The organism is Salipiger sp. PrR003 (assembly GCF_010500785.1).
In the GTDB taxonomy this organism is placed as follows: Bacteria; Pseudomonadota; Alphaproteobacteria; order Rhodobacterales; family Rhodobacteraceae; genus Salipiger; species Salipiger pacificus_A.
The window spans coordinates 74,395-97,750 of sequence record NZ_JAAGOV010000043.1; the positions used below are offsets into that span (position 1 = coordinate 74,395).

Annotated in this window: 26 protein-coding genes; all 26 read right to left on the reverse strand. The window is 66.7% G+C overall.

Features of this window, described 5'->3' with window-relative positions:
* Nucleotides 1-12: 12 nt before the first annotated feature.
* On the reverse strand, nucleotides 13-1,455 hold the full coding sequence (gene nuoN, locus G0D83_RS15050) for an NADH-quinone oxidoreductase subunit NuoN (RefSeq protein ID WP_108966095.1): 1,443 nt from the start codon (nucleotides 1,453-1,455) through the stop codon (nucleotides 13-15).
* A gap of 11 nt (nucleotides 1,456-1,466) precedes the next feature.
* Nucleotides 1,467-3,017 carry an NADH-quinone oxidoreductase subunit M gene (locus tag G0D83_RS15055; RefSeq protein ID WP_164195431.1) on the reverse strand — a complete coding sequence of 517 codons (1,551 nt, stop codon included), beginning with the start codon at nucleotides 3,015-3,017 and terminating at the stop codon, nucleotides 1,467-1,469.
* The gene (nuoL, locus tag G0D83_RS15060) at nucleotides 3,017-5,188 is read right to left on the reverse strand and encodes an NADH-quinone oxidoreductase subunit L (protein WP_164195433.1); all 2,172 of its coding nucleotides are present in this window, start codon (nucleotides 5,186-5,188) and stop codon (nucleotides 3,017-3,019) included. Before nuoL ends, G0D83_RS15055 begins: the two co-directional genes overlap by 1 nt.
* Nucleotides 5,189-5,194: 6 nt before the next feature.
* Nucleotides 5,195-5,500 carry an NADH-quinone oxidoreductase subunit NuoK gene (gene nuoK, locus G0D83_RS15065; protein ID WP_108966100.1) on the reverse strand — a complete coding sequence of 102 codons (306 nt, stop codon included), beginning with the start codon at nucleotides 5,498-5,500 and terminating at the stop codon, nucleotides 5,195-5,197.
* Between the two features lie 122 nt (nucleotides 5,501-5,622).
* Entirely contained in the window at nucleotides 5,623-6,231 is a 609-nt protein-coding gene (locus tag G0D83_RS15070; protein WP_164195435.1) for an NADH-quinone oxidoreductase subunit J, read from the reverse strand.
* Nucleotides 6,228-6,650: a carboxymuconolactone decarboxylase family protein gene (locus G0D83_RS15075; protein WP_164195437.1), complete on the reverse strand. Its 423-nt coding sequence runs from the start codon at nucleotides 6,648-6,650 to the stop codon at nucleotides 6,228-6,230. The genes G0D83_RS15070 and G0D83_RS15075 overlap by 4 nt, the downstream gene beginning before the upstream one ends.
* 112 nt (nucleotides 6,651-6,762) lie before the next feature.
* Nucleotides 6,763-7,257, reverse strand: a complete 495-nt coding sequence (gene nuoI, locus G0D83_RS15080; protein ID WP_164195439.1) for an NADH-quinone oxidoreductase subunit NuoI — start codon at nucleotides 7,255-7,257, stop codon at nucleotides 6,763-6,765.
* Between the two features lie 6 nt (nucleotides 7,258-7,263).
* Nucleotides 7,264-8,301, reverse strand: coding sequence for an NADH-quinone oxidoreductase subunit NuoH (gene nuoH / locus G0D83_RS15085; RefSeq protein WP_108966107.1), 1,038 nt, complete (start codon nucleotides 8,299-8,301; stop codon nucleotides 7,264-7,266).
* 10 nt (nucleotides 8,302-8,311) lie between these two features.
* Nucleotides 8,312-8,680: a hypothetical protein gene (locus G0D83_RS15090; RefSeq protein ID WP_370457245.1), complete on the reverse strand. Its 369-nt coding sequence runs from the start codon at nucleotides 8,678-8,680 to the stop codon at nucleotides 8,312-8,314.
* 27 nt (nucleotides 8,681-8,707) lie between these two features.
* Nucleotides 8,708-10,696, reverse strand: coding sequence for an NADH-quinone oxidoreductase subunit NuoG (nuoG, locus tag G0D83_RS15095; protein ID WP_164195443.1), 1,989 nt, complete (start codon nucleotides 10,694-10,696; stop codon nucleotides 8,708-8,710).
* A gap of 85 nt (nucleotides 10,697-10,781) precedes the next feature.
* Complete coding sequence (locus tag G0D83_RS15100; RefSeq protein ID WP_164195446.1) at nucleotides 10,782-11,195, reverse strand: DUF5333 domain-containing protein; 414 nt, start codon at nucleotides 11,193-11,195, stop codon at nucleotides 10,782-10,784.
* A 128-nt stretch (nucleotides 11,196-11,323) separates the two neighbouring features.
* Nucleotides 11,324-11,671, reverse strand: a complete 348-nt coding sequence (locus G0D83_RS15105; protein WP_164195449.1) for a hypothetical protein — start codon at nucleotides 11,669-11,671, stop codon at nucleotides 11,324-11,326.
* A gap of 2 nt (nucleotides 11,672-11,673) precedes the next feature.
* A complete protein-coding gene (locus tag G0D83_RS15110) occupies nucleotides 11,674-12,069 on the reverse strand; it encodes a DUF5333 family protein (RefSeq protein WP_203595062.1) in 396 nt (131 codons plus the stop codon).
* A gap of 40 nt (nucleotides 12,070-12,109) precedes the next feature.
* Nucleotides 12,110-13,405, reverse strand: coding sequence for an NADH-quinone oxidoreductase subunit NuoF (gene nuoF, locus G0D83_RS15115; RefSeq protein ID WP_108966117.1), 1,296 nt, complete (start codon nucleotides 13,403-13,405; stop codon nucleotides 12,110-12,112).
* Between the two features lie 3 nt (nucleotides 13,406-13,408).
* Complete coding sequence (locus G0D83_RS15120) at nucleotides 13,409-13,627, reverse strand: DUF5337 domain-containing protein (protein ID WP_108966119.1); 219 nt, start codon at nucleotides 13,625-13,627, stop codon at nucleotides 13,409-13,411.
* Between the two features lie 67 nt (nucleotides 13,628-13,694).
* On the reverse strand, nucleotides 13,695-14,429 hold the full coding sequence (locus tag G0D83_RS15125) for an endonuclease (RefSeq protein ID WP_164195451.1): 735 nt from the start codon (nucleotides 14,427-14,429) through the stop codon (nucleotides 13,695-13,697).
* Between the two features lie 27 nt (nucleotides 14,430-14,456).
* On the reverse strand, nucleotides 14,457-15,338 hold the full coding sequence (gene nuoE, locus G0D83_RS15130) for an NADH-quinone oxidoreductase subunit NuoE (RefSeq protein ID WP_164195453.1): 882 nt from the start codon (nucleotides 15,336-15,338) through the stop codon (nucleotides 14,457-14,459).
* A 94-nt stretch (nucleotides 15,339-15,432) separates the two neighbouring features.
* A complete protein-coding gene (locus G0D83_RS15135; protein ID WP_235940212.1) occupies nucleotides 15,433-15,771 on the reverse strand; it encodes a hypothetical protein in 339 nt (112 codons plus the stop codon).
* Nucleotides 15,768-16,988, reverse strand: coding sequence for an NADH-quinone oxidoreductase subunit D (locus G0D83_RS15140; RefSeq protein ID WP_164195455.1), 1,221 nt, complete (start codon nucleotides 16,986-16,988; stop codon nucleotides 15,768-15,770). The genes G0D83_RS15135 and G0D83_RS15140 overlap by 4 nt, the downstream gene beginning before the upstream one ends.
* The gene (locus G0D83_RS15145; protein WP_108966126.1) at nucleotides 16,988-17,599 is read right to left on the reverse strand and encodes an NADH-quinone oxidoreductase subunit C; all 612 of its coding nucleotides are present in this window, start codon (nucleotides 17,597-17,599) and stop codon (nucleotides 16,988-16,990) included. Before G0D83_RS15145 ends, G0D83_RS15140 begins: the two co-directional genes overlap by 1 nt.
* Before the next feature lie 17 nt (nucleotides 17,600-17,616).
* Nucleotides 17,617-18,234 (reverse strand): NADH-quinone oxidoreductase subunit B family protein, encoded by a 618-nt coding sequence (locus G0D83_RS15150; RefSeq protein ID WP_193989024.1) that lies wholly within the window; start codon nucleotides 18,232-18,234, stop codon nucleotides 17,617-17,619.
* Nucleotides 18,225-18,590, reverse strand: coding sequence for an NADH-quinone oxidoreductase subunit A (locus tag G0D83_RS15155; protein ID WP_108966128.1), 366 nt, complete (start codon nucleotides 18,588-18,590; stop codon nucleotides 18,225-18,227). The genes G0D83_RS15150 and G0D83_RS15155 overlap by 10 nt, the downstream gene beginning before the upstream one ends.
* A 367-nt stretch (nucleotides 18,591-18,957) precedes the next feature.
* Nucleotides 18,958-19,749 (reverse strand): crotonase/enoyl-CoA hydratase family protein, encoded by a 792-nt coding sequence (locus G0D83_RS15160; protein WP_164195457.1) that lies wholly within the window; start codon nucleotides 19,747-19,749, stop codon nucleotides 18,958-18,960.
* Nucleotides 19,750-19,776: 27 nt separating this feature from the next.
* Nucleotides 19,777-20,631, reverse strand: a complete 855-nt coding sequence (locus G0D83_RS15165; RefSeq protein WP_164195459.1) for a hydroxymethylglutaryl-CoA lyase — start codon at nucleotides 20,629-20,631, stop codon at nucleotides 19,777-19,779.
* A 74-nt stretch (nucleotides 20,632-20,705) separates the two neighbouring features.
* Nucleotides 20,706-21,368, reverse strand: a complete 663-nt coding sequence (locus G0D83_RS15170) for a glutathione S-transferase family protein (protein ID WP_164195462.1) — start codon at nucleotides 21,366-21,368, stop codon at nucleotides 20,706-20,708.
* Nucleotides 21,365-23,305, reverse strand: a complete 1,941-nt coding sequence (locus G0D83_RS15175) for a biotin carboxylase N-terminal domain-containing protein (protein ID WP_164195464.1) — start codon at nucleotides 23,303-23,305, stop codon at nucleotides 21,365-21,367. The genes G0D83_RS15170 and G0D83_RS15175 overlap by 4 nt, the downstream gene beginning before the upstream one ends.
* Between the last annotated feature and the right edge of the window lie 51 nt (nucleotides 23,306-23,356).

The following is a 23,356-nucleotide window of genomic DNA, read 5'->3' on the forward strand; positions in this document are numbered from 1 at the left end:
CTGGCTCGGTGCTCAGTTGACAAGCGTCGCTGCCGCGGCCGCTGCCGGGCCCTCGATGCCGAAGAGGTTCACCACGCCTGCGACCATGATGAAGGCCGAGACCACCAGGAAGCCCCAGAGCAGCGGCGAGCCACCGGCATCCAGCGCATCCTCGCGGTCCTCGCCGAAGTACATGAAGAAGACGATCCGCAGGTAGTAGTAGGCACCGATCGCCGAGGCGACGGCCGAGGCCACGACCAGCCAGACCATGTCCTGCGCGATGGCCGCCTGCCAGACGCCCAGCTTGGCGAAGAAGCCGAGCAGCGGCGGCACGCCGGCGAGGCTGAACAGCAGCACCAGCATGGCCAGCGCCCGGCCCGGCTCACGCTTGGAGTACATGCCGAGCGCACGGATGTCGGTCACCGGCTGGCCATCCTTGCTCATCGACAGGATGAAGGCGAAGGTGCCGACGTTCATGGTCACGTAGACGACCATGTAGATCAGCATCGCCTGCACGCCCGCCTCGGTGCCGGCGGCAAGGCCGATCAGCGCGTAACCCATGTGGGCGATCGAGGAATAGGCCATCAGGCGCTTGATGTTGGTCTGGCCGATGGCAGCGATGGAGCCGAGGAACATCGACAGCACCGCGATCAGTGCGACCACCTGGCTCCAGTCCGCGACGGCGCCGCCAAAGGCGTCGTGCATCACCCGGGCGAAGAGCGCCATGGCGGCAACCTTCGGCGCGGTGGCGAAGAAGGCGGTGACCGGGGTCGGCGCGCCCTGGTAGACGTCGGGCGTCCACATGTGGAACGGCACCGCCGAGACCTTGAAGGCAAAGCCCGAGATCATCAGCACGAGACCGATCAGCAGGCCGAGCGACAGGTGCCCTTCGGTCGCCGCAAGGATGATGCCCGAGAAGAGCGTCGTCCCGGCAAAGCCGTAGGTCAGCGAGGCGCCGTAAAGCAGCATGCCCGACGACAGCGCGCCCAGCACGAAGTACTTCAGGCCTGCCTCGGTCGACATCTCGCTGTCGCGGCGCAGCGAGGCAACCACGTAGAGCGCGAGCGACATCAGCTCGAGCCCCATGTAGAGCGTCATCAGATCGCCCGCCGAGACCATGACCATCATGCCGACGGTCGAGAGCGCCACCAGCACCGGGTACTCGAACTTCAGCATCTTGGTCTTCTGCATGAAGCCGAGACCCATCACCAGCACGCAGGCCGCGGCGATCAGGATGACCACCTTGGCAAAGCGCGAGAAGGCGTCGTCGATGAACATGCCGTGGAAGGCGGGGTTGGTGCCGGAGCCGGCGGTGCCGATCCACAGCGCGAGGATCGCCATCACTGCGGCGGTGAGCCAGACCAGCGCCGGGGCGAGCTTGTCCTTGCCGGTATAGACCGCGCCGATCAGCGCCAGCATGGCGTAGACCGCCAGCAGGATCTCCGGAAGGATGGTGTTCAGATCAGCCGAGATCATGCCTCGCCCCCTCAGTGGTTCGCTTGGGCCACGGTGCTGCCGCCGAGATCGGCGGCCGCCACGGCCGTATCATAGTGGTTGACCAGCGCCTCGACCGACGGGCCGATGATGTCCAGCGCGGCGGCGGGGTAGACCCCCAGCCACAGGGTCATCACGACCAGCGGCGCGAAGGTCCAGCGCTCGCGGGTGTTCATGTCCTGGATGGTCTTCAGGCTCTCCTTGATGAGATCGCCGAAGACCACGCGGCGGTAGAGCCAGAGCGCATAGGCCGCCGAGAGGATCACCCCGGTCGCGGCCACGGCGGCGACCCAGGTGTTGACCTGGAAGATGCCCATCATGGTGAGGAATTCGCCGATGAAGCCCGAGGTGCCCGGCAGGCCGACGTTGGCCATGGTGAAGAACATGAAGATCAGCGCATAGGCCGGCATGCGGTTCACGAGGCCGCCGTAGGCGTCGATCTCGCGGGTGTGCATGCGGTCGTAGATCACGCCGACGCAGAGGAAGAGCGCGCCCGAGACGAAGCCGTGGCTGATCATCTGGAAGATCGCGCCGTCGATGCCCTGCTGGTTGGCCGAGAAGATGCCCAGCGTTACGTAGCCCATGTGGGCGACCGACGAATAGGCGATGAGCTTCTTCATGTCCTCCTGCACGAGCGCGACGAGCGAGGTGTAGACGATGGCGATGGCCGACATCCAGAAGACCAGCGGCGCCAGCACCTCCGAGCCCACGGGGAACATCGGCAAGCTGAAGCGCAGGAAGCCGTAGCCGCCCATCTTCAGCAGGATCGCCGCCAGCACCACCGAGCCCGCCGTGGGCGCCTGAACGTGCGCGTCGGGCAGCCAGGTGTGCACCGGCCACATCGGCATCTTAACCGCGAAGGAGGCGAAGAAGGCCAGCCAGAGCATGGTCTGCAGACCGCCGACGATGTGAATGCCCAGCACCGAGAAGCCCGCCGTCGAGAACTCGTGGGTGAGCAGCGTGGGGATGTCGAGCGTGCCGGCATCGGCATACATCGCGACGATCGCCACCAGCATCAGCACCGAGCCGAGGAAGGTGTAGAGGAAGAACTTGAACGAGGCGTAGATGCGCTCCTTGCCGCCCCAGATGCCGATGATCAGGAACATCGGGATGAGGCCGGCCTCGAAGAACAGGTAGAAGAGCACCAGGTCCAGCGCCATGAACACGCCGAGCATCAGCGTTTCCAGCAGCAGGAAGGCGATCATGTACTCCTTGACCCGGGTCTTCACGCCCCAGGAGGCGAGGATGGTCAGCGGCATCATGAAGGTGGTGAGCATGACGAACAGCACCGAGATGCCGTCGACGCCCATCTTGTAGCTCAGCCCCATGATCCAGGTGCCGCTCTCGACCATCTGGAAGCCGGTGTTGGCCGGGTCGAACTGGAACAGGATGAACAGCGAGATCACGAAGGTCGCCGTGGTCGCTATCATCGCGAGCCACTTGGCGTTCCGATCCGCCGCGGCGTCTCCGCCGCGCAGGAAGAGCGCGAGGATCAGCGCCGCCAGCGCGGGCAGGAAGGTGACGATGGAAAGAAGGTTGGCCATTAGTGCGCCCCTCCGAGGATCGACATCCAGGTGACAAGAACGGCGATGCCGATCACCATGGCGAAGGCGTAGGTGAAAATGTAGCCGGACTGGGCGCGGCCCGCGAGCCGGGTGAAGAAGGGGATGATCCCCATCGCCACGCCGTTGATCGAGCCGTCGATGACCTTGCCGTCACCCCGCTTCCAGAAGAAGCGTCCGATCGCCTTGGCCGGCTGCACGAAGATGAAGTCGTAAATCTCGTCGAAATACCACTTGTTGAGCAGGAAGAGGTACAGCGGACGCTGGTTCTCGGCGAGCCGCTTCGGGAGCGCCGGGTTCACGATGTAGAAGAGATACGCGACCCCGAAGCCGATCAGCATGGCAAAGAACGGCGAGACCTTGACCCAGACCGGCGCGTGGTGCGCCTCGTCCATGACGTGGTTGTCCGGACCCATGAAGATCGCGCCCTCGGGGGCCATGCCGGTGGCGACATGCGTCGCTGCCTCGGCGTGGCCCTCTTCGGTTGCTGCCTCTGTGGCGACCTCCGAGGTCTCGGTGCCCTGCTCCTCGGTCGCGACGGCGGTTTCCTCGCCGTGCGCCTCGGTGGCAGCGTGCTCTTCAGTGACCGCGTTGCCATGGCCCTCCTCAGAGGCTTCCGCGTAATGGGCGGGGATACCGAAGAAGCGGTTCACCTTGTCATGGTCGCCGAAGAACGGGCCGTAGAAGACCATCCCGGCAAAGACCGCGCCCACGGCGAGAACCGCCAGCGGAATGGTCATGACCTTGGGGCTTTCATGCGCGTGCTCATGCGTGTGCTTGTCGCCGCGCGGACGGCCGTAGAAGGTCAGGAAGATCAGCCGCCACGAGTAGAACGAGGTGAACAGCGCCGCGATGACCAGCATCCAGAAGGCGTAGCCGCCCGCGGTTCCGGCCCATGCGCTCTCGATGATCGCGTCCTTCGACAGGAAGCCGGCGAAGCCGATGTGGGTGAGCGGGATGCCGACGCCGGTGATCGCCAGCGTGCCGATCATCATCGCCCAGAAAGTGTAGGGGATCTTGCCGCGCAGCCCGCCGTAGTTCCGCATGTCCTGCTCGTGGTGCATCGCGTGGATGACCGAGCCGGCACCGAGGAACAGCATCGCCTTGAAGAAGGCGTGGGTCAGCAGGTGGAACATCGCCGCCGAATAGACGCCGACGCCCGCCGCCACGAACATGTAGCCGAGCTGCGAACAGGTCGAATAGGCGATGACGCGCTTGATGTCGTTCTGCACGAGGCCGACCGTCGCCGCGAAAAAGGCAGTCGTGGCGCCGAGGAAGGTGACGAAGGCCATCGCTTCGGGCGCGTATTCCATCAGCGGCGACATGCGGCAGACGAGGAAGACACCGGCGGTGACCATGGTCGCGGCGTGGATCAGCGCCGAGACGGGGGTCGGGCCTTCCATCGCGTCTGGCAGCCAGGTGTGCAGCAGGAGCTGCGCCGATTTGCCCATCGCACCGACGAAGAGCAGGAAGGCCAGCAGGTTTGCCGCGTTCCAGTCGGTCCAGAGGAAGGTCAACTGCGTTTCCGCCAGCTGCGGAGCCGCGGCGAAGATGTCGTCGAAGCGGATCGAGTCGGTCAGGAAGAAGAGCCCGAGGATGCCAAGCAGGAAGCCGAAGTCGCCCACGCGGTTGACGATGAAGGCCTTCATCGCCGCGGCGCCCGCCGAGGGTTTCTTGTAGTAGAAGCCGATCAGCAGGTAGGACGCGACGCCCACACCTTCCCAGCCGAAGAACATCTGCACCAGGTTGTCCGAGGTCACCAGCGCGAGCATCGCGAAGGTGAAGAAGGACAGATAGGCAAAGAAGCGCGGCTTGTAGCTCTCGCCTTCCTTGAACTGCGGATCATGCGCCATGTAGCCGAAGCTGTAGAGGTGCACGAGCGCCGAGACCGTGGTGACCACGATCAGCATGATCGCCGTCAGCCGGTCCGAGCGGATCGCCCATTCGGTGCTCAGCGAGCCCGACTCGATGAAGCGGAACAGAGGAATGGTTTCCGCCTCGCCGAGCGTGAGGAACACGATCCACGACAGCAGACAGGCCAGGAACAGCAGGCCGGTGGTCACCCACATGGCCCCTTTCTCGCCGATGAAGCGCCAGCCGAACCCGGCCAGCACCGCGCCCAGCAGCGGGGCGAAGAGAATAATCGTCTCCATGGGCGATCAGCCTTTCATCACGTTGACGTCTTCCACGGCAATCGAGCCGCGGTTGCGGAAGAAGCAGACCAGGATCGCCAGGCCGATCGCCGCCTCGGCGGCGGCCACGGTCAGCACGAAGAGCGTGAAGACCTGCCCCGCCAGATCGCCCAAGAAGGCCGAGAAGGCGACGAAATTGATGTTCACCGAAAGAAGGATGAGTTCGATCGACATCAACAGGATGATCACGTTCTTCCGGTTCAGGAAAATCCCGAAAATCCCGATGACGAACAGCACGGCCGCCACCGTCAGGTAATGTTCAAGTCCGATCATGCATCCCTCCGGGTCTCTGCCCCGATTCTTCTAGTCCCTCGCGGCCCTTTGACGGGTGGGTCCGCGTCATATCCCGTTGCCCGCCGCGCGCAGCCCTCCCGGGCGGCGCGGCGGGAAGCACCTCAGAGCCCCTGCCCGGGCTTCACGTCCTTCAGCTCCATCGCCTTGGCCGGATCGCGCCACATCTGGTGCAGCACGTTCTGGCGCTTGACGTTGGTGCGATGGCGCAGCGTGAGCACGATCGCCCCGATCATCGCGACCAGCAGGATCAGCCCCGCCAGCTGGAACAGCAGGAAGTAGCGGTCATAGAGCAGCACGCCGAGCGCGACGGTGTTCTGCATCTGCTCGGGCGCGGGGGTCGGGGCCGAAAGCTGGCTCGACGCCAGTTCCGAGGCCTGCCAGCCGCCGAAGGCCATGCCGAGCTGCATCAGGATGACGACCCCGATGAGCAGCGCCAGCGGCATGTATTTCGCCATCCCCGCGCGCAGCTCGGCGAAGTCGACGTCGAGCATCATCACCACGAAGAGGAAGAGCACGGCCACGGCACCCACGTAGACGATGATCAGCAGCATCGCGACGAATTCCGCGCCCAGCAGAACGAAGAGCCCCGCCGAGCTGAGGAAGGCGAGGATCAGCCAGAGCACCGAGTGCACCGGGTTGCGGGCGATCACCGTGAACAGCCCGCCCGCGATGGCGCAAAGCGAAAAGAGGTAGAAGGCGAACACGGTCATTTTGCGTCATCCTTGTTGTCTTCCATCACCTCGCGCGCAAGCTCCATGGCGCGGGTCATGGCGGGTATGCCGGCGAACATCGACATATGGGCGATGGTCTCGGCGATCTCGTCTTTCGTGGCGCCGGCCTCGATGAGGTGGCGCACGGTCATGCGCACCGGCGTGTCGGCCTGGGCACCCTGCATGGTCAGCCCGGCCAGGGTCAGCAAGAGCCGGGTCTTGGCATCGAGCCCGTCCTTCGACATGCCCTTGCCGAACCAGAACTCCATGATGTCCTTGGGCATGGTCGGCCAGAGCTTCTCGAACTCTTTTGGCGCGAAGCTCTCAAGCGCGGGGTTGAAGGCTTTCGCCATTTCCTGCGCCTGGGTCATCATCAGCTCGAAGGGCGTCGTGTCGAAGGGCTTCTTGGGATCGGTCATGATCGCGCTCCTGTCTGCGCGTACCCTGCCCTGCCCCGCGCTTGGGCGCGGAGGGCTGTGCGGAGGGGGCGGGCGACGGTGGCGGTCATGGCTTCCTGTGATGCCTCAGCGGTCAGCGGTACGGGGCGTCGAGTTCGAGGTTTCGGGCGATCTCTGCTTCCCAGCGATCGCCGTTCGCCAGCAGCTTTTCCTTGTCGTAGAAAAGCTCCTCGCGCGTCTCGGTCGAGAACTCGAAGTTCGGCCCCTCGACGATCGCATCCACCGGGCAGGCCTCCTGGCAGAAGCCGCAGTAGATGCATTTCGTCATGTCGATGTCGTAGCGCGTGGTGCGGCGGCTGCCGTCGTCGCGCGGTTCGGCGTCGATGGCGATGGCCTGCGCCGGGCAGATCGCCTCGCAGAGCTTGCAGGCGATGCAGCGCTCTTCGCCGTTGGGGTAGCGGCGCAGCGCGTGCTCGCCCCGGAAGCGCGGCGACAGATAGCCCTTCTCGTGCGGGTAGTTCAGCGTGGGCTTGGGCGCGAAGAAGTAGCGCAGGCCCAGCTGGAACCCCTTGATGAAGTCCGCCAGCAGGAAATACTTGGCTGCCCGGCCGTAATCGATCGATGCCATGGTTGCTTAACCTCCCGTGGTCCAGCGGGCGAAGACGCCCCAGAACCATCCGAATTTCGCCGCGAAGGACACGAAGACCACCCAGAACAGGCTGAACGGAAGGAAGACCTTCCAGCCAAGGCGCATCAGCTGATCGTAGCGGTAGCGCGGGGTGATCGCCTTCACCATCGCGAAGATGAAGAAGAAGAACGCCATCTTCGCGACCATCCACAGCACGCCGTCGGGCAGGCCGGGGATCGGCGACAGCCAGCCGCCGAAGAACAGCAGCGAGGTCAGCGCGCACATCAGGAAGATCGCGATGTATTCACCTGCCATGAACAGCAGGAAGGGCGTCGAGGAATATTCCACCTGGTAGCCGGCCACCAGTTCGGATTCCGCTTCGGGAAGGTCGAACGGCGGGCGGTTGGTCTCGGCCAGCGCCGAGATGAAGAAAAGGAACACCATCGGGAAGTGCGGCAGCCAGTACCAGTTGAACAGGCCGAGGCCACCGTCCTGGGCACGCACGATGTCGCCGAAGTTCATCGAGCCGGTCGAGATGATCACGCCGATGATGATCAGGCCGATCGACACCTCGTAAGAGATCATCTGCGCCGCCGAGCGAAGCGATCCGAGGAACGGGTACTTCGAGTTCGACGCCCAGCCCCCCATGATCACGCCGTAGACCTCGAGCGAGCTGATCGCCATCACGTAGAGGATCGCCACGTTGATGTCCGCCAGCACCCAGCCGTCGTTGAACGGGATCGCCGCCCAGGCGATCATCGCACAGACGAAGGAAACCAGCGGCGCCATCAGGAACACGCTCTTGTCAGAGCCCGCCGGGATCACCACTTCCTTGAGGATGTATTTCAGAGCGTCCGCCACCGACTGGAGAATGCCGAACACCCCCACGACGTTGGGGCCGCGCCGCATCTGGACGGCGGCCCAGATCTTGCGGTCTCCATAGACCAGGAACAACAGCGAGATCATCACGAAGGCCACGACCGCAAGGGTTTGCGCGAGCACAAGGATGAAGATGCCGAAGGGGGTTGCGAAGAAGTCTGCCATCAAGTGTCCCTCACACCATCGGTATTCCGTTCTCGGTGCAGGCTGACGCGACGACTTCCGCGTCGATCGTCTTGAGCCCGCGGGGCAGCGCCGCCGAGATGGTGTAAACAGCATCTCCGCGCCAGAGGCCACCCTCTTCCGATACATTCGTCCGCAGATGTCGCGCAAATCCGTAGCCGCGGATCAGCGCGTACTGCGCCGCGGCGCAATCTGCGTAGGTCTCTACATCCTCCGAGCCGCGCGCACCGCGCATGGACACGAGGAAATTCACCAGATCGCCGTCCAGCAGCCGCGTCTCGATCCCCTCGTAGGACGGCATGGCGCGATCCGTCGCCTGCGAGCTTTGCTCGCAGGCACAGAGCGCGGCCAGTGCCGCCATGAAGAGGGATATCCGCGTGCGCATGGCTCACTCGGCGGCCATGGGCGCGTCGCGGCGCGCCTTTGCGTTCGCCGAAAGCTCGGCCATCAGCACCGAGGCGCGGGCGATCGGGTTGCTCAGCCAGAAGTCCTTGACCGCGTTGCGGAAGGAAGCCTTGCCCAGCTTGTCGGTCTCGAGCGGGGTCCATTCGTTTTCCGGCACCACGTCGATCTGCGCCAGGTGCGGCACCGCGGCGACCAGCGCCTGACGAAGCTGCGCGAGGCTGTCCCACGGCAGGGTCTTGCCGACCTCGGCCGAGAGCGCCCGCAGGATCGCCCAGTTCTCTTTCGCCTCGCCCGGCGCGAAACCGGCGCGGAAGGCGAGCTGCGGCCGGCCCTCGGTGTTGACGAAAAGACCGTTTTCTTCGGTATAGGCAGCGCCCGGCAGGACCACGTCGGCGCGATGCGCGCCACGGTCACCGTGCGAGCCCTGGTAGATCACGAAGGCGCCCGCCTCGATCTCGATCTCGTCGGCGCCAAGGTTGTAGATCACGTCCGCATCCTTGGTGGCCGCCTCCAGACCGCCCTCGGTCACCGCGCCCACGTCGAGCGCGCCGACACGGGACGCGGCGGTGTGCAGCACCAGGACCTTGCCGGTGAGCGCCTGTGCGGCGGCCAGCACAGCCAGACCGTCGGCCTCGCGCAGCGCGCCCTGCCCCACGATCACGATGGCATCGTCGCCAACCTTCGCATCGGCCAGGGCCGCGCGGTCCGCGCCGAGGTGCGTCACGTCATAGGTCAGGTCGGCGGCCTCGCCGATCAGCTTGACCTCGGCGCCGGCGATCCAGGCCTTGCGGATGCGGGCGTTCAGCACCGGTGCCTCGTCGCGCGGGTTGGTGCCGATCAGCACGATTTCCTTTGCCGTGTCGATTTCCTCGATCGTCACGTTGCCCACATAGGCCGAGCGGTTGCCGACCGGCAGACGCGCACCGTCGGTGCGGCATTCGACCGAGCCGCCGAGCGCTTCGATCAGCTGCTTGAGCGAGAAGGCCGCCTCGACCGGGGCGAGATCGCCGACAAGGCCGGCCACCTTCTTGGCCCCCTTCAGCGCCGTGGCCGCGGCGGCGAGCGCCTCGGGCCAAGTGGCGGGCTTCAGCTTGCCGTCCTTGCGGATGTAGGGCCGGTCGAGACGCTGACGGCGCAGGCCGTCCCAGACGAAGCGGCTCTTGTCCGAGAGCCATTCCTCGTTCACCCCGTCATGGTTCCGCGGCAGGAAGCGCATGACTTCGCGGCCCTTGGTGTCGACGCGGATGTTGGAGCCGAGCGCGTCCATCACGTCGATGGATTCGGTCTTGGTCAGCTCCCACGGGCGGGCGGTGAACGCATAGGGTTTCGAGACCAGCGCGCCCACCGGGCACAGGTCGATGATATTGCCTTGCAGGTTCGAGTCGAGCGTCTCGTTCAGATACGAGGTGATCTCGGCATCCTCGCCGCGCCCGGTCTGGCCCATCTGGGTGATGCCCGCCACCTCGGTGGTGAAGCGCACGCAGCGGGTGCAGGAGATGCAGCGGGTCATATGGGTCTCGACCAGCGGGCCGAGGTCGAGATCCTCGGTGGCGCGCTTCGGCTCGCGGAAGCGCGAGAAGTCGACGCCATAGGCCATGGCCTGGTCCTGCAGGTCGCATTCGCCGCCCTGGTCACAGATCGGGCAGTCGAGCGGGTGGTTGATGAGCAGGAACTCCATCACCCCCTCGCGGGCCTTCTTGACCATCGGCGAGTTGGTCTTCACGACCGGCGGCTGGCCCTCGGGGCCGGGCCGCAGGTCGCGCACCTGCATGGCGCAGGAGGCCGCGGGCTTGGGCGGGCCGCCGACCACCTCGACAAGGCACATGCGGCAGTTGCCGGCGATGGACAGGCGCTCGTGATAGCAGAAGCGCGGCACCTCGATGCCGGCTTCCTCACAGGCCTGTATCAGGGTCATCGACCCGTCCACCTCGATCTCGGTGCCGTCGATGACGATCTTACGAAGGTTGGTCATTGGCATTTTCCCATGACTGGTGACACACGCGACGCGCCCGCCGCCTGCGGCGGGGCGCTGGGGGATATGCACGTCGCGTGTCGCATCATTTCTCCCTCAGGAGCGCGCCGATGGCGCTGCCCCTTGCAATTTCCTCGCGGCCGACGCGGCAGAGCCCCGCGGTGTCGTCCGCAGTGACGCCGCGCGCGGCCATATAGGCCACGCCTTCGGCGCGCATTTTCTTCTTCTCGGCCTTCGAGGTGACGTAATCCTCGATTTCCTCGTTGCTGTAGCCAAGCGCACGCGCCCGCTTCTTCAGCGCGTGGAGGGTGCCCATGGCCGTCAACATCCGGGCGCTGATGTCGTCGCAGCGGTTGCGGATCTCGTCGGCGATGCCCACGGCCAGCAGCCCGTCGTGAATCTCGCGCACCTCGCCGAGCGGCGGCTTGGCCATCGCGGCGGAGGGCAGCGCGAGCGCTCCCAGCAGGCTGGCGAAGACGGCGGTTCTGAGGTTGCTCATATCATCTCTCCATTGGCGCAGTACGGAGGGCGCCGAAAGGCGGGCTCCCTCGCCAAGGGATGTGGGGCCGGGGCCGGTGGCTATGCAATAGCCGCCCGGAAGACCCGCCCATATGAGCATGCTCCCACTCATTCCACGCAGCGCCCACGCAGCAGGAGATCGCTGCCCGAGAGCACCGGCTGCCGCCGCACCGCCGCGGGATCCATCGCCCAGGCGATGTCCGAGGTGCCAAGGTAGTGGATGCAGTACTTGGTGCCCTCGTAGATCCCGGCATCGGCCGCCGCATAGGGCGCGCGGGCGGCATTGCTGATCGTGACGACGAAGTTCGCCCGATCGTCGCCCACCGGCTTTGCCCCGCCGCGGAACTGCAAGCCGCCGAACTCGGGATCATCCTTGCTCGGCCCGCAGGCGGCGAGCAGCGCGGCGAGCGCCAGCAGGCCGCCAGTCCGGACGAGCGATCCGCTGTGAGGTCCCATGGTCATCCCTTCTTCAGCGTAAGGCCCAGGTCGGACCCCGCCGCGATTTCTTGCGCGCCGACGCGGCACAGGCTCTGCGGCCGGCCTCTCTCGACGCCCTTGCGGGCCAGTGCCTCGTCGATCTCGACCGACAGCGCCCCGAAGTCCTGCGCCCGGAAAGCCGCCTCGAGCTCGGCCCGGTCGACGCCCTGCTCGGCCATTTCCTCGGTCGCACGGTGTGCCGCCCCGCCCCAGCGCGACGGGGCAAGGTAGATGCCCTCGTCGTGGCAGGCGTCGGCAATGCGCTCGGCCATGGAGATGGTCACCACCCGCTGTTCCCAGCGGTTCGCTACAGAGCCGCCCGCAAAACCGTTGCCCGAAGGCGTGGCTGCGCAGCCCGCAACTGCGAGCGCTGTCATCAGACCAAAACCACCACGTAACATCGTCACCCGCATCAGATCACTCAGCCGCCATGGCGCCCATGCGCCCGGTGCGCTTGGCCTTGATCCGATCCTCGATCTCTTCGCGGAAGTGACGGATCAAACCCTGGATCGGCCAGGCCGCCGCGTCGCCGAGCGCGCAGATCGTGTGGCCCTCGACCTGCTTGGTGACGTTGAGCAGCATGTCGATCTCCTCGACCTCCGCATCGCCGCTCACCAGGCGGTCCATGACCCGCATCATCCACCCGGTGCCCTCGCGGCACGGCGTGCACTGGCCGCAGCTTTCGTGCTTGAAGAACTTCGACAGGCGCCAGACGGCTTTGATCACGTCGGTGTTCTGGTCCATGACGATCATGCAGCCGGTGCCGAAGGAAGACTGGTTCTGACGCATCCAGTCGAAGTCCATGATGGCGTCTTCGAGCTTGTCCTTGGGCAGGATCGGGCAGGACGCGCCGCCGGGGATGATCGCCTTGAGATTGTCCCAGCCGCCGCGGATGCCGCCGCCGTGCTTTTCGATGAGCTCGCGCACCGGCAGCGACATCTGCTCTTCGAAGACGCAGGGCGTGTTCACGTGGCCGGTCAGGGCGAAGAGCTTGGTGCCCGCGTTGTTCTGCCGCCCGAAGGAGGAGAACCAGGTCGCGCCGCGGCGCAGGATGGTCGGGGCGACCGCAATGGATTCGACGTTGTTCACCGTGGTCGGGCAGCCGTAGAGGCCCGAGCCCGCCGGGAACGGCGGCTTCATCCGCGGCATGCCCTTCTTGCCCTCGAGGCTTTCCAGCAGCGCGGTTTCCTCGCCGCAGATATAGGCGCCGGCGCCGTGGTGCAGGTAGAGATCGAAATCCCAGCCCGAGCCGGCGGCGTTCTTGCCCAGCAGGCCCGCGTCGTAGCACTCGTCGATGGCCGCCTGCAGCGCCTCGCGCTCGCGGATGTATTCGCCGCGGATGTAGATGTAGCTCGCATGCGCGTTCATCGCGAAGGAAGCGATCAGCGCGCCCTCGATCAGCGTGTGCGGATCGTGGCGCATGATCTCGCGGTCCTTGCAGGTCGCGGGCTCGGATTCATCGGCGTTGATCACCAGATAGGCCGGGCGACCATCGCTTTCCTTGGGCATGAAGGACCACTTGAGGCCGGTCGGGAAGCCCGCCCCGCCCCGACCGCGCAGGCCCGAGGCCTTCATCTCGTCGATGATCCAGTCGCGGCCCTTGGCGATGATGCCGGCCGTGCCGTCCCAGTGGCCACGCTTCTTCGCCCCGGCGAGGGAGCGGTCTTGCATGCCGTAGAGATTGGTAAAGATCCGATCTTCGTCCTTCAGCATCGCTCAGTCCTTGTCTTTCCGGCGTGACCGCCAGAGCCCGTAAATCATCCAGATCGCCGTCCCGAACCCGGCCAGCGCGGCCAGGTCGAAGAACGCCCTCGTGCGCTGGGTCCAGCCCAGCATCTCGCCCGCGACCGTCGCGGCGATCCAGGCCAGCCCGGTCCCGGCAATGACAAGCGCGGTGATGCGCCCCTGCCGGTTGTGCTGGTCCTGTCCGCTCATCTTCGGTCCGGTTCCTTTGTCCCGCGCCGCCGGGCTGTCCCGGCGGCACCTTCATTCCTGCGGCGGGTCAGTAGACCTCGCCATCCTCGACGCGCTTGGAGAACTCGGTCTCCCCGCCCGCCGCGAGTATCCTGGCCTGCCCGATCCAGTCATCGCGCGAGACCCGGCCGCGGAACCCTTTCAGGTTCTCATCCATCCATGCGACCTCGGCCGAGCTCCAGCCCGCGATCTGGTCGAAATGGTAGATGCCCAGCTCGTGCAGCAGCGACTCGAGCTTGGGCCCAACGCCCTTGATTTCCTTCAGGTTGTCCGCGCTGCCCGAGCGCGGCTGCGCCAGCGCCACGGGCTGCGAGCCCCCTTCGTTTTCATCCGCCACCGCTGCCGGAGCCGCGGCGGGGGTCTTTTCCTTTGCCGTTTCCGCAGCCGCGGCCGGGGTCTTTTCCTCCGCCGCAGCCGGGGCGGGCTCGGGCGCCTTCTCGGGCTTGGCCTCGGGGGCCTCTGCCGGAGCTGCCATCAGCGGCGCCGGCGCCGCCGGAGCATGCTCGGGAACCGCAGGCACCTCGCCCTCGACCGAAGGCGTCAGCCGCGAGATCGGCGAGCGCTCGCCCAATTTCGGCACCGGGGCGCAGGAGAGCCAGATGAAGAGAGAGCCGAGCAGGCCGGTCGCGAGAAGACCCAGCAGCAGTGCCGCCACGATCCCCTTGTGCCCACCCAGCGCGAAGAGCGCGACGACGACGCCGATCACGGCCGCTGATATCCAGCTCTTGCGGGTGCATCCGTCCTGCATCGTCACGTCTGTCATCTCTCTCTCCCTGGCTATGTCATTGGATCAATCGTCGTTGTTTTCCTTACCCAGCGGCTTCGGCTCCGCAGGCTCCGGGTCCGACTTCACATCGGCCGCCGGGGTCACCGGGGCCTGACGCTTATCGATGCCGGTCTCATCGGCCGGGGCCCCTTCCGAGAGCTTCGGTGTATGGGTGTTGGGGCTTGCATCGCCCTTCTCGTTCGAGCGGTCGCGCCAAGGCGCGCGCAGCGGCACCTCGGTGCCGTCGATGCGCTTGATCGTGTCGCCGATCTCGGTCGCCAGCGCGACGGAGGCATTGAGCGTCTCGTCCTTGTCGCCGGTCAGCACCACCGGGCCGCCGAGCGGCTCGGAGCCGAAGCGGCCATTCTGCGGGCCGGGCGTGGGCACATTGCCGGCCGCCATGGCATCAAGGATCTCGGCCAGCTTCTCGCCGGTCAGGTCCTCGTAGTAATCCTTGCCGATCTGCGCCATCGGCGCGTTCGAGCAGGCGCCAAGACATTCGACCTCTTCCCAGGAGAACTTGCCGTCGGCGGAAACCTCATGCGGCCTGGCGGCGATCTTGGCCTTGCAGACCTCCATCAGCTCGCCTGCGCCGCAGATCATGCAGGACGTGGTGCCGCAGATTTGCACGTGCGCCACGCTGCCCACCGGCTGCAGCTGGAACATGAAGTAGAAGGTCGCCACCTCGAGCGCGCGAATGTGGGCCATGCCCAGCATGTCGGCGACATATTCGATGGCGGGCCGGCTCAGCCAGCCCTCCTGTTCCTGCGCCCGCCACAGCAGCGGGATGATCGCACTGGCCTGACGGCCTTCGGGGTACTTGCTGACCTGCGCCTCCGCCCAGTCCATGTTGGCGGGCGTGAAAGCGAAGCTCTCGGGCTGTTCGTGATGAAGACGGCGCAGCATGGGCAAACGGACCTTCGGTTCATGTCATTGGCCGGGGGCGGAGGCGCCGCCGCGGCGTTGGGACGGGGCCGGTGCCCCGCCGCTCCTTATTCTGTCAGCCCGCCGCTGTCTCGGCGGTCTCTGCGTCAGCCACCGGTTCGGCGGACACCGCCGGCGCGCAGCTTCCGGTCACCAGGCGCACGCCGCCGGTTTCGCTGGGCACGGCCTCTTCGGTCTTGACCTTGTAGGCGGCGATCTCCTGCACCTGCGTGCGGCTCAGGCCGCTCTGCAGTTCGACCGGCTGGTAGTCGCTCTCGGACACCAGCTCGCAACCAATCGAGGTCACAGCGTCGTCCCAGGCCATGAGGTCCTGCTCGTCGGTGCCCTTGGGGGGCATGGCACAGGCGGCCAGCAGGCCAAGCGCGCAAAGCGCGGCGGAAACACGGATCATCATCGGTCAACCTCTCCGAACACGATGTCGAGCGAGCCGAGGATCGCCGCGACGTCGGCCAGCTGGTGGCCCTTGCAAATATAGTCCATCGCCTGCAGGTGCAGGAAGCCGGGCGCGCGCAGCTTGGCGCGATAGGGCTTGTTGCTGCCGTCGGCGACTAGGTAGACGCCGAACTCGCCCTTGGGCGCCTCGACACAGGCGTAGACTTCGCCTGCGGGCACGTGGAAGCCCTCGGTGTAGAGCTTGAAGTGGTGGATGAGCGCCTCCATCGAGGTCTTCATCTCGGACCGCTTCGGCGGGGTGATCTTGCCGCGCGCCAGCACGTCGCCCTGGTTCTCGGGCAGCTTCAGCTTCTCGCAGGCCTGGACCATGATCTTCACGCTCTCGCGCATCTCGGCCATGCGGACGAGGTAGCGGTCGTAGCAGTCGCCGTTCTTGCCGACGGGGATCTTGAAGTCGAACTCGTCGTAGCACTCATAGGGCTGCGCGCGGCGCAGGTCCCAGGCAAGGCCGGAACCGCGCACCATGACGCCCGAGAAGCCGTGCTCCTGGATGTCCTGCTCGGTCACCACGCCGATATCGGCGTTGCGCTGCTTGAAGATGCGGTTCTCGGTGAGCAGATCGTCAATGTCCTGCAGGCGGGCCGGGAACTGCTGGCACCACGCAAGGATGTCGTCGATCAGCTCGGGCGGCAGGTCCTGGTGGACGCCGCCGGGGCGGAAGTAGGCCGCGTGCAGACGCGCGCCGCAGGCCCGCTCGTAGAAGACCATCAGCTTCTCGCGTTCCTCGAAGCCCCAGAGCGGCGGCGTCAGCGCCCCCACGTCCATGGCCTGCGTGGTGACGTTCAGCAGGTGGTTCAGGATGCGCCCGATCTCGCAGTAGAGCACGCGGATCAGCTGGGCGCGGCGCGGCACCTCGACATTGCACAGACGCTCGATCGCCAGCACCCAGGCGTGTTCCTGGTTCATCGTGCCGACGTAGTCGAGCCGGTCGAAATACGGCAGGTTCTGCAGGTAGGTGCGGCTCTCCATCAGCTTCTCGGTGCCGCGATGCAGCAGGCCGATGTGCGGATCGCAGCGCTCGACGATCTCGCCGTCTAGCTCGAGCACGAGGCGCAGCACGCCGTGCGCTGCCGGGTGCTGCGGGCCGAAGTTGATGTTGAAGTTGCGGATCTTCTGTTCGCCCGAGAGGGCGTCTTCGAAACCTTTGGAGCCGTCCATCACTTCGCCCCCTCCTCGGCCTTTTCATCGCCGGGCAGCACGTATTGCGCGCCTTCCCAGGGAGACATGAAATCAAACTGGCGGTATTCCTGCACCAGCTTCACCGGCTCGTAGACAACGCGCTTCAGCTCTTCGTCGTAGCGCACCTCTACATAGCCCGTGGTCGGGAAGTCCTTGCGCAACGGGTGGCCGCGGAAGCCATAGTCGGTGAGGATGCGGCGCAGGTCCGGGTGCCCCGAGAAGAGGATGCCGAACATGTCGAACACCTCGCGCTCGAGCCAGTTGGCCGACGGGTGCAGCGCGGTGATCGACGGCACAATCTCCTCCTCGCGCACCGAGACGCGCAGGCGGATGCGATGGTTCTGGTACATCGACAGGAAGTGATAGACCACGTCGAAGCGCTTGGGGCGGTTCGGGTAGTCGACCGCGGTGATGTCGACCAGCGTCGAGAAGCGGCAGGTCGGATCGGCCCGCAGAAACTCCACCAGCCCGGCGATGTTCGCCGGAGCCACGTCCACGTTCAGCTCGCCGTGGGTGACGTCCCAGGCGATCACGCAATCGGGGCGCTTGACCTCGATGTGGGCGCCCAGCTCGTTCAGTGCTTGCGTCATTGCATCCCCTCCCGCGCTCAGCGCACGATCGTGCCGGTGCGGCGGATTTTCTTCTGCAGGGCCATGAGCCCGTAGAGCAGCGCCTCGGCTGTCGGCGGGCAGCCCGGGACGTAGACGTCCACCGGAACGACCCGATCGCAGCCGCGCACCACGGAATAGCTGTAGTGATAATAGCCGCCGCCGTTTGCGCAGGAGCCCATCGAGATCACGTAGCGCGGCTCGGGCATCTGGTCGTAAACCTTGCGCAGCGCCGGGGCCATCTTGTTGGTCAGCGTGCCAGCGACGATCATCAGGTCCGACTGGCGCGGCGAGGCGCGGGGCGCGGTGCCGAAGCGCTCGAGATCATAGCGCGGCATCGAGGTCTGCATCATCTCGACGGCGCAGCAGGCCAGACCGAAGGTCATCCAGTGCAGCGAGCCGGTCCGCGCCCAGTTGATCACGTCATCGACGGAGGTCAGCAGGAAGCCCTTGTCCTGCAGCTCGCGGTTCAGCGCCTGCGTCGCGACCTCGCGGTCGCCCCCGGCGGTGTTGAGCCCGTAGGCGACCGGGGCCGAGGGAGCGGACTTGATGCGCGGCCCCTGCCGGCCATCGCCCTGAACCTCTGTCACCAGCGGCGTCTCGTCGGTCACTCCCATTCCAGGGCCCCTTTCTTCCATTCGTAGGCAAAGCCCGCGGTCAGCACCGCAAGGAAGGCCATCATCGACCAGAAGCCAACCATGCTCACATCCTTGAAGGCGGTGGCCCAGGGGAAGAGGAAGGCGATCTCGAGATCGAAAATGATGAAGAGGATCGAGACCAGGTAAAACCGGACGTCGAACTTCATCCGCGCGTCGTCGAATGCGTTGAACCCGCATTCATAGGCCGAAACTTTCTCCGGGTCGGGCCTGCGCACCGCCAGCACGACGGCCGCGAGGATGAGCACCAGACCGAGGCCCACGGCGACGGCGAGAAAAACGAGGATGGGAAGATATTCCCGCAGCATCTCGTCCACGATGTGGCTCCTTTGCGAGGCGCACCGCTTAGCGGCACGGAGACCATGGCTTTGTTGCCTTGCTGTGAGTGACTTATCGCCGAGTGCGAGCCGGGTCAACAACCGCTCAAGATATTCACGGATGCTGAAAATGCTTTCACGACAATGAGATACTTCGCATTCCGCAAGGTAATCACTGATGTTTCGGCATTTTTTCCGTCGACCGTTGCATACATTCTCCGCGCAGAGGCAGACTCACCCACCCCGCGCTGCCAAAGAAAGCGCCATGATCACGGAAACGAGATCCGATTGTCCTCGCCGCAGGCCGGCCGCGGCGGAAACGCGCACAAGCAGCGCGGCGCGCGGCCGCCCTGCGGCACCAGCCGGCTCAGTCCCGCTTCGGCGCGGCCCAGGGCGCCGGACGCTTGTCGAAGAAGGCGGCGATGCCCTCCTGCGCCTCGGCAGTCTCCCAGCGCGCGGCCAACGCGTCGATCGCCATGTCCACCTGCGCGGGCGTGACCTTTCCGGCCAGCGCGGTCAGCAGCGCCTTGCTCTCGCGCACCGCACCGGGGGCGCAATCGAGATAGGGGGCGATCTCCGCTTCCACCGCCGCATCCAGCGCCTCGGGCGTGACGACTCGGTTCAGCAGGTCGAGCGCCTGCGCCTCTTGCGCGCCGAAGATACGGGCACTCATGAAGACCGCCCGCGCCTTGGTCCCGCCCATGCGGGCGATCACATAGGGGCCGATATTGGCGGGCAGCAGGCCAAGCCGCGTTTCGGTGAAGCCGAACTTCGCGCCCTCGACGCCGACCACAACGTCGCAGACCGAGATGAGGCCCATACCCCCGCCAAAGGCATTGCCCTGCACCTTGCCGATCAGCGGCTGCGGCAACGCGGCCAGCGCGCCGAGCGCCTCGGCGATGCGCCGCGACTCGCGGCGGCGGGTGTCACCATCCATCTCGAACTGCTGGCGCATCCATGCCAGATCGCCGCCGGCGCAGAAGCTCGCCCCCTCCGCCGCCAGCACCACCACGCGGACGCTGTCTTCCGCCGCGAGCGCCCCGGCGGCCGCCACCAGCTCGGTCATCATCTGCGCCGAGAGCGCGTTGTGCTTCTCGGGCCGGTTCAGCACCAGCTCCGCCACGCCGCGCGCGTCGATGCGCGTCTCGATCAATGCCATCTAAGGTCTCCCTTGCCGCCCCGCGGCTCATCCGTTGCGCATCCCGCGCGCCAGTGCCGCCGCCTCGTCCAGCACCGCGCGGTCGAGCCCGGTTTCATATCCAAGCGCCGCCAGCCTGTCCGCCACCGCCTCGGTCGCCACGTTGCCCGCCGCCCCCGGCGCATAGGGGCAGCCGCCAAGTCCGCCGACCGCCGCGTCGAAGACCCGCAGCCCCATGGCCAGCGCCGCCTCGACATTCTCGAGCGCCCGCCCCCCGGTGTCGTGAAAATGCCCGGCGAGCTGCGCCGGCGGCACCTCCGGCGTCACCGCCTGCAACATCGCCGTCACCGCCTCGGGGGTCGCCCGGCCGATCGTATCGCCCAGAGAGATCTCGTAGCAGCCCATGGCAAGCAATGCCTGCGCCACCTTCGCCACCTGCTCCGGCGCCACCATCCCGTCATACGGGCATTCCACCACGCAGGAGACATAGCCCCGCACCGGCAAGCCCGCCGCCCGCGCCGCGTCGGCCACCGGCGCGAAGCGCTCGAGACTCTCGGCGACGGAGGCATTGATATTGGCGCGGCTGAAACCTTCCGAGGCCGAGCCGAAGATCGCCACCTCGTCGACCTTCGCCGCCAGAGCCGCCTCGAGCCCCTTCATGTTCGGCGTCAACGCGGCGTAGCGCACCCCCGGCGCGCGGCGAATGCCGGCCATGACCTCCGCCGAGGTCGCCATCTGCGGCACCCACTTGGGGCTGACGAAGCTGGCGCATTCGATGCGCCGGAACCCCGCGCGGCTGAGGCAGTCGACCAGCGCGATCTTCTCCGTCGCCGGAATCAGCCGCGCCTCGTTCTGCAGGCCATCCCGCGGCCCCACCTCGAAGATCTCGACAAACTCACCCATCGTCCGCCCCTCCCCGGCCCTTCTTCTCTCTCAAGATACGCACGGCGCGGCCTCTGCCGCACGCGCAGCGCCGCTCAGCTGGCTGGCATCTCCCACGCCGGATAGAAGTCCCGCGTGTAGAGCCGCGCGCCCTCCTCCGGCAAAGCCCGCCGGAAGGCGTCGCGTCCCGTGATCCGCGCGTACCAGTCCTCGAGCCGTGTCAGCCCCTCGATGCTGCGGAAATGGCGCCCGATGTAAACCGCCTGCCCCACCGCGATATCCACCGCCGAGAATCCCTCCAGCAGGTGCTCGCCACTCTGCGCCAGCCGCGCCTCGATCGCCTCGAAGCACTTGCCGAGCCGCGCCGCCTCGAGCTGCATGATCACCGGCGAGCGCATGGCATCCTCGCGCAGCATCAGGTGCTGCTGGGTGAGCGCCGCGCAATGCTGGCTCATGGTCTCGGCAAAATGCAGCCAGACAAGGTAGTCGCGGCGCTCGGCGTCGCCCCGTGTCCGCCCCAGCCCTTTCTCGGGGTAGAGCTCGCAGAGGTATTCCATGATCGCGCCGGATTCGAACATCGTCTCGCCGCCGATCTCCAGCGCCGGCACCCGCCCCGCGGGGGACCGCGCCAGATAGTCCTCGCGCCGCAGCGACTTGTCGAAGCGCTCGCTCACCAGCTCGTAGGGCAACCCCAGTTCCTCGAGCAGCCACAGCACCCGCATCGAGCGCGACTGCGGCACGTGGTGGAGGCGGATCATGCCTCTTCCTCTTCCAGACGGATCAGCGCTGCCCCGGCCTCGACCTGCGCCCCCGCCGCGACCAGCACCTCGGCGACGATGCCGTCGCGCGCGGCGCGCAGCGTGTGCTCCATCTTCATCGCCTCGAGCAGCGCCAGACGGTCGCCCGCTGCGACCTGCGCCCCCGGCTCGGCAAAGACTGCGACCACCTTGCCCGGCATCGGCGCCTCGACGAGGTTGCCGCCCGCGCCTGCCTCGGCGGCGCGGTCGAGCGGCTCGACGAGGTCGAAGCGCAGCCCGTAATGGGCAAAGACCGTGACGTGGCCATCCTCGCGGAAATGCCCGGCGGCGGGACCGCCGTCGAAGCTCCAGCGGCCCTGCGAGCGGGCGGCGAGCACCGTCGCGCCGGGCACGTCGATCTCGACCATGTCCGCGCTGCGCATCCGCAGCACGCAGGGCAGTTCCTCCTCGCCCCGGCGCAGCAGGACCGAACGCGCCAGCGGCGCCCAGAGGGTGAAGCCCATGTCCCAGCCCGCGGCACCGTCGAGACCGGCCAGCACCAGCGCCGCCTCGGCCACCACCTGCGGCGCCAGTTCGGGCACCGAGATCAGCGCATCGAGATCGCGCCCGATCAGCCCGGTGTCGACCTCGCCCGCGGCGAAGCCCGCGTGCTCTGCCAGCGCCCCGAGGAAGGCAAGGTTGGTCACCGTGCCCGCCACCCGCGTGTGCCGCAGCCCCTGCGCCAGCCGGCGCAGCGCCACGGCGCGGGTCGGCCCGTGCACAATCAGCTTGGCGATCATCGGATCGTAATGCGGCGAGATCACATCCCCCGAGCGCACGCCGCTGTCGGCGCGCACATCCTCGGGGAAATCAAGATGCGCCAGCCGCCCGGTCGCGGGCAGGAAGCCCGCCGGAACGTCCTCGGCGTAGAGTCGCGCCTCGAAGGCATGGCCGGCAATGCTCAGTTCCTCCTGCGCCAGCGGCAGTGGCTCGCCGCCCGCCACGCGCAGCTGCCATTCGACGAGGTCAACGCCGGTGATCGCCTCGGTCACCGGATGCTCGACCTGCAGGCGGGTGTTCATCTCCATGAACCAGAAACCATCGGGCCGCAGTCCCTGCGAGCCGTCGACGATGAATTCCACCGTGCCCGCGCCCTTGTATCCGATCGCCTCGGCGGCGCGCACGGCGGCGGCCCCCATGGCGGCGCGCATCTCTTCGCCCATGCCCGGCGCCGGGGCCTCCTCGATCACCTTCTGGTGGCGCCGCTGCAGCGAGCAGTCGCGCTCGAACAGATGCACGGCTGTCTCGCCATCGCCGAACACCTGCACCTCGATGTGGCGCGGCGCGGTGATGTATTTTTCGATCAGCACCGCCTCGTTGCCGAAGGCGCCGCGCGCCTCGGCCCGGGCGCCCTCGAGCGCCGCCGGGAAGTCCCCCGCCGTCTCGACCAGCCGCATGCCCTTGCCTCCGCCGCCCGCCACGGCCTTGATCAGCACCGGGTAGCCGATCGCCTCGGCCTCCTTGGCAAGCCGCGCCGGGTCCTGATCCTCGCCGAGATAGCCCGGCACCACCGGCACGCCGGCCGCATCCATCAGCCGCTTCGCCGCGTCCTTGAGGCCCATGGCGCGGATCGCCGAGGCCGAGGGGCCGACGAAGATCAGCCCCGCCGCCTCCACTGCCTCGACGAACTCGGGGTTCTCCGACAGGAAGCCATAGCCGGGATGGATCGCCCCTGCTCCGGTCGCCAGCGCCGCCTCGATGATGCGCTCGCCGCGCAGGTAGCTCTCGGAGGGCGCCGCGCCGCCGATGCAGACGGCGAGGTCCGCTTCGGCCACGTGCCGCGCGCCCGCATCCGCCTCGGAATAGACCGCGACGGTCCTCAGCCCCAGCGCCCGGGCGCTGCGCATCACCCGGCAGGCGATCTCGCCCCGGTTGGCAATCAGCAGGGTGTCAAACATCGCCGCCTCCGTCTCCGCGTCCCGTCATCTTCATTCTTCTAGGCCCAAGTA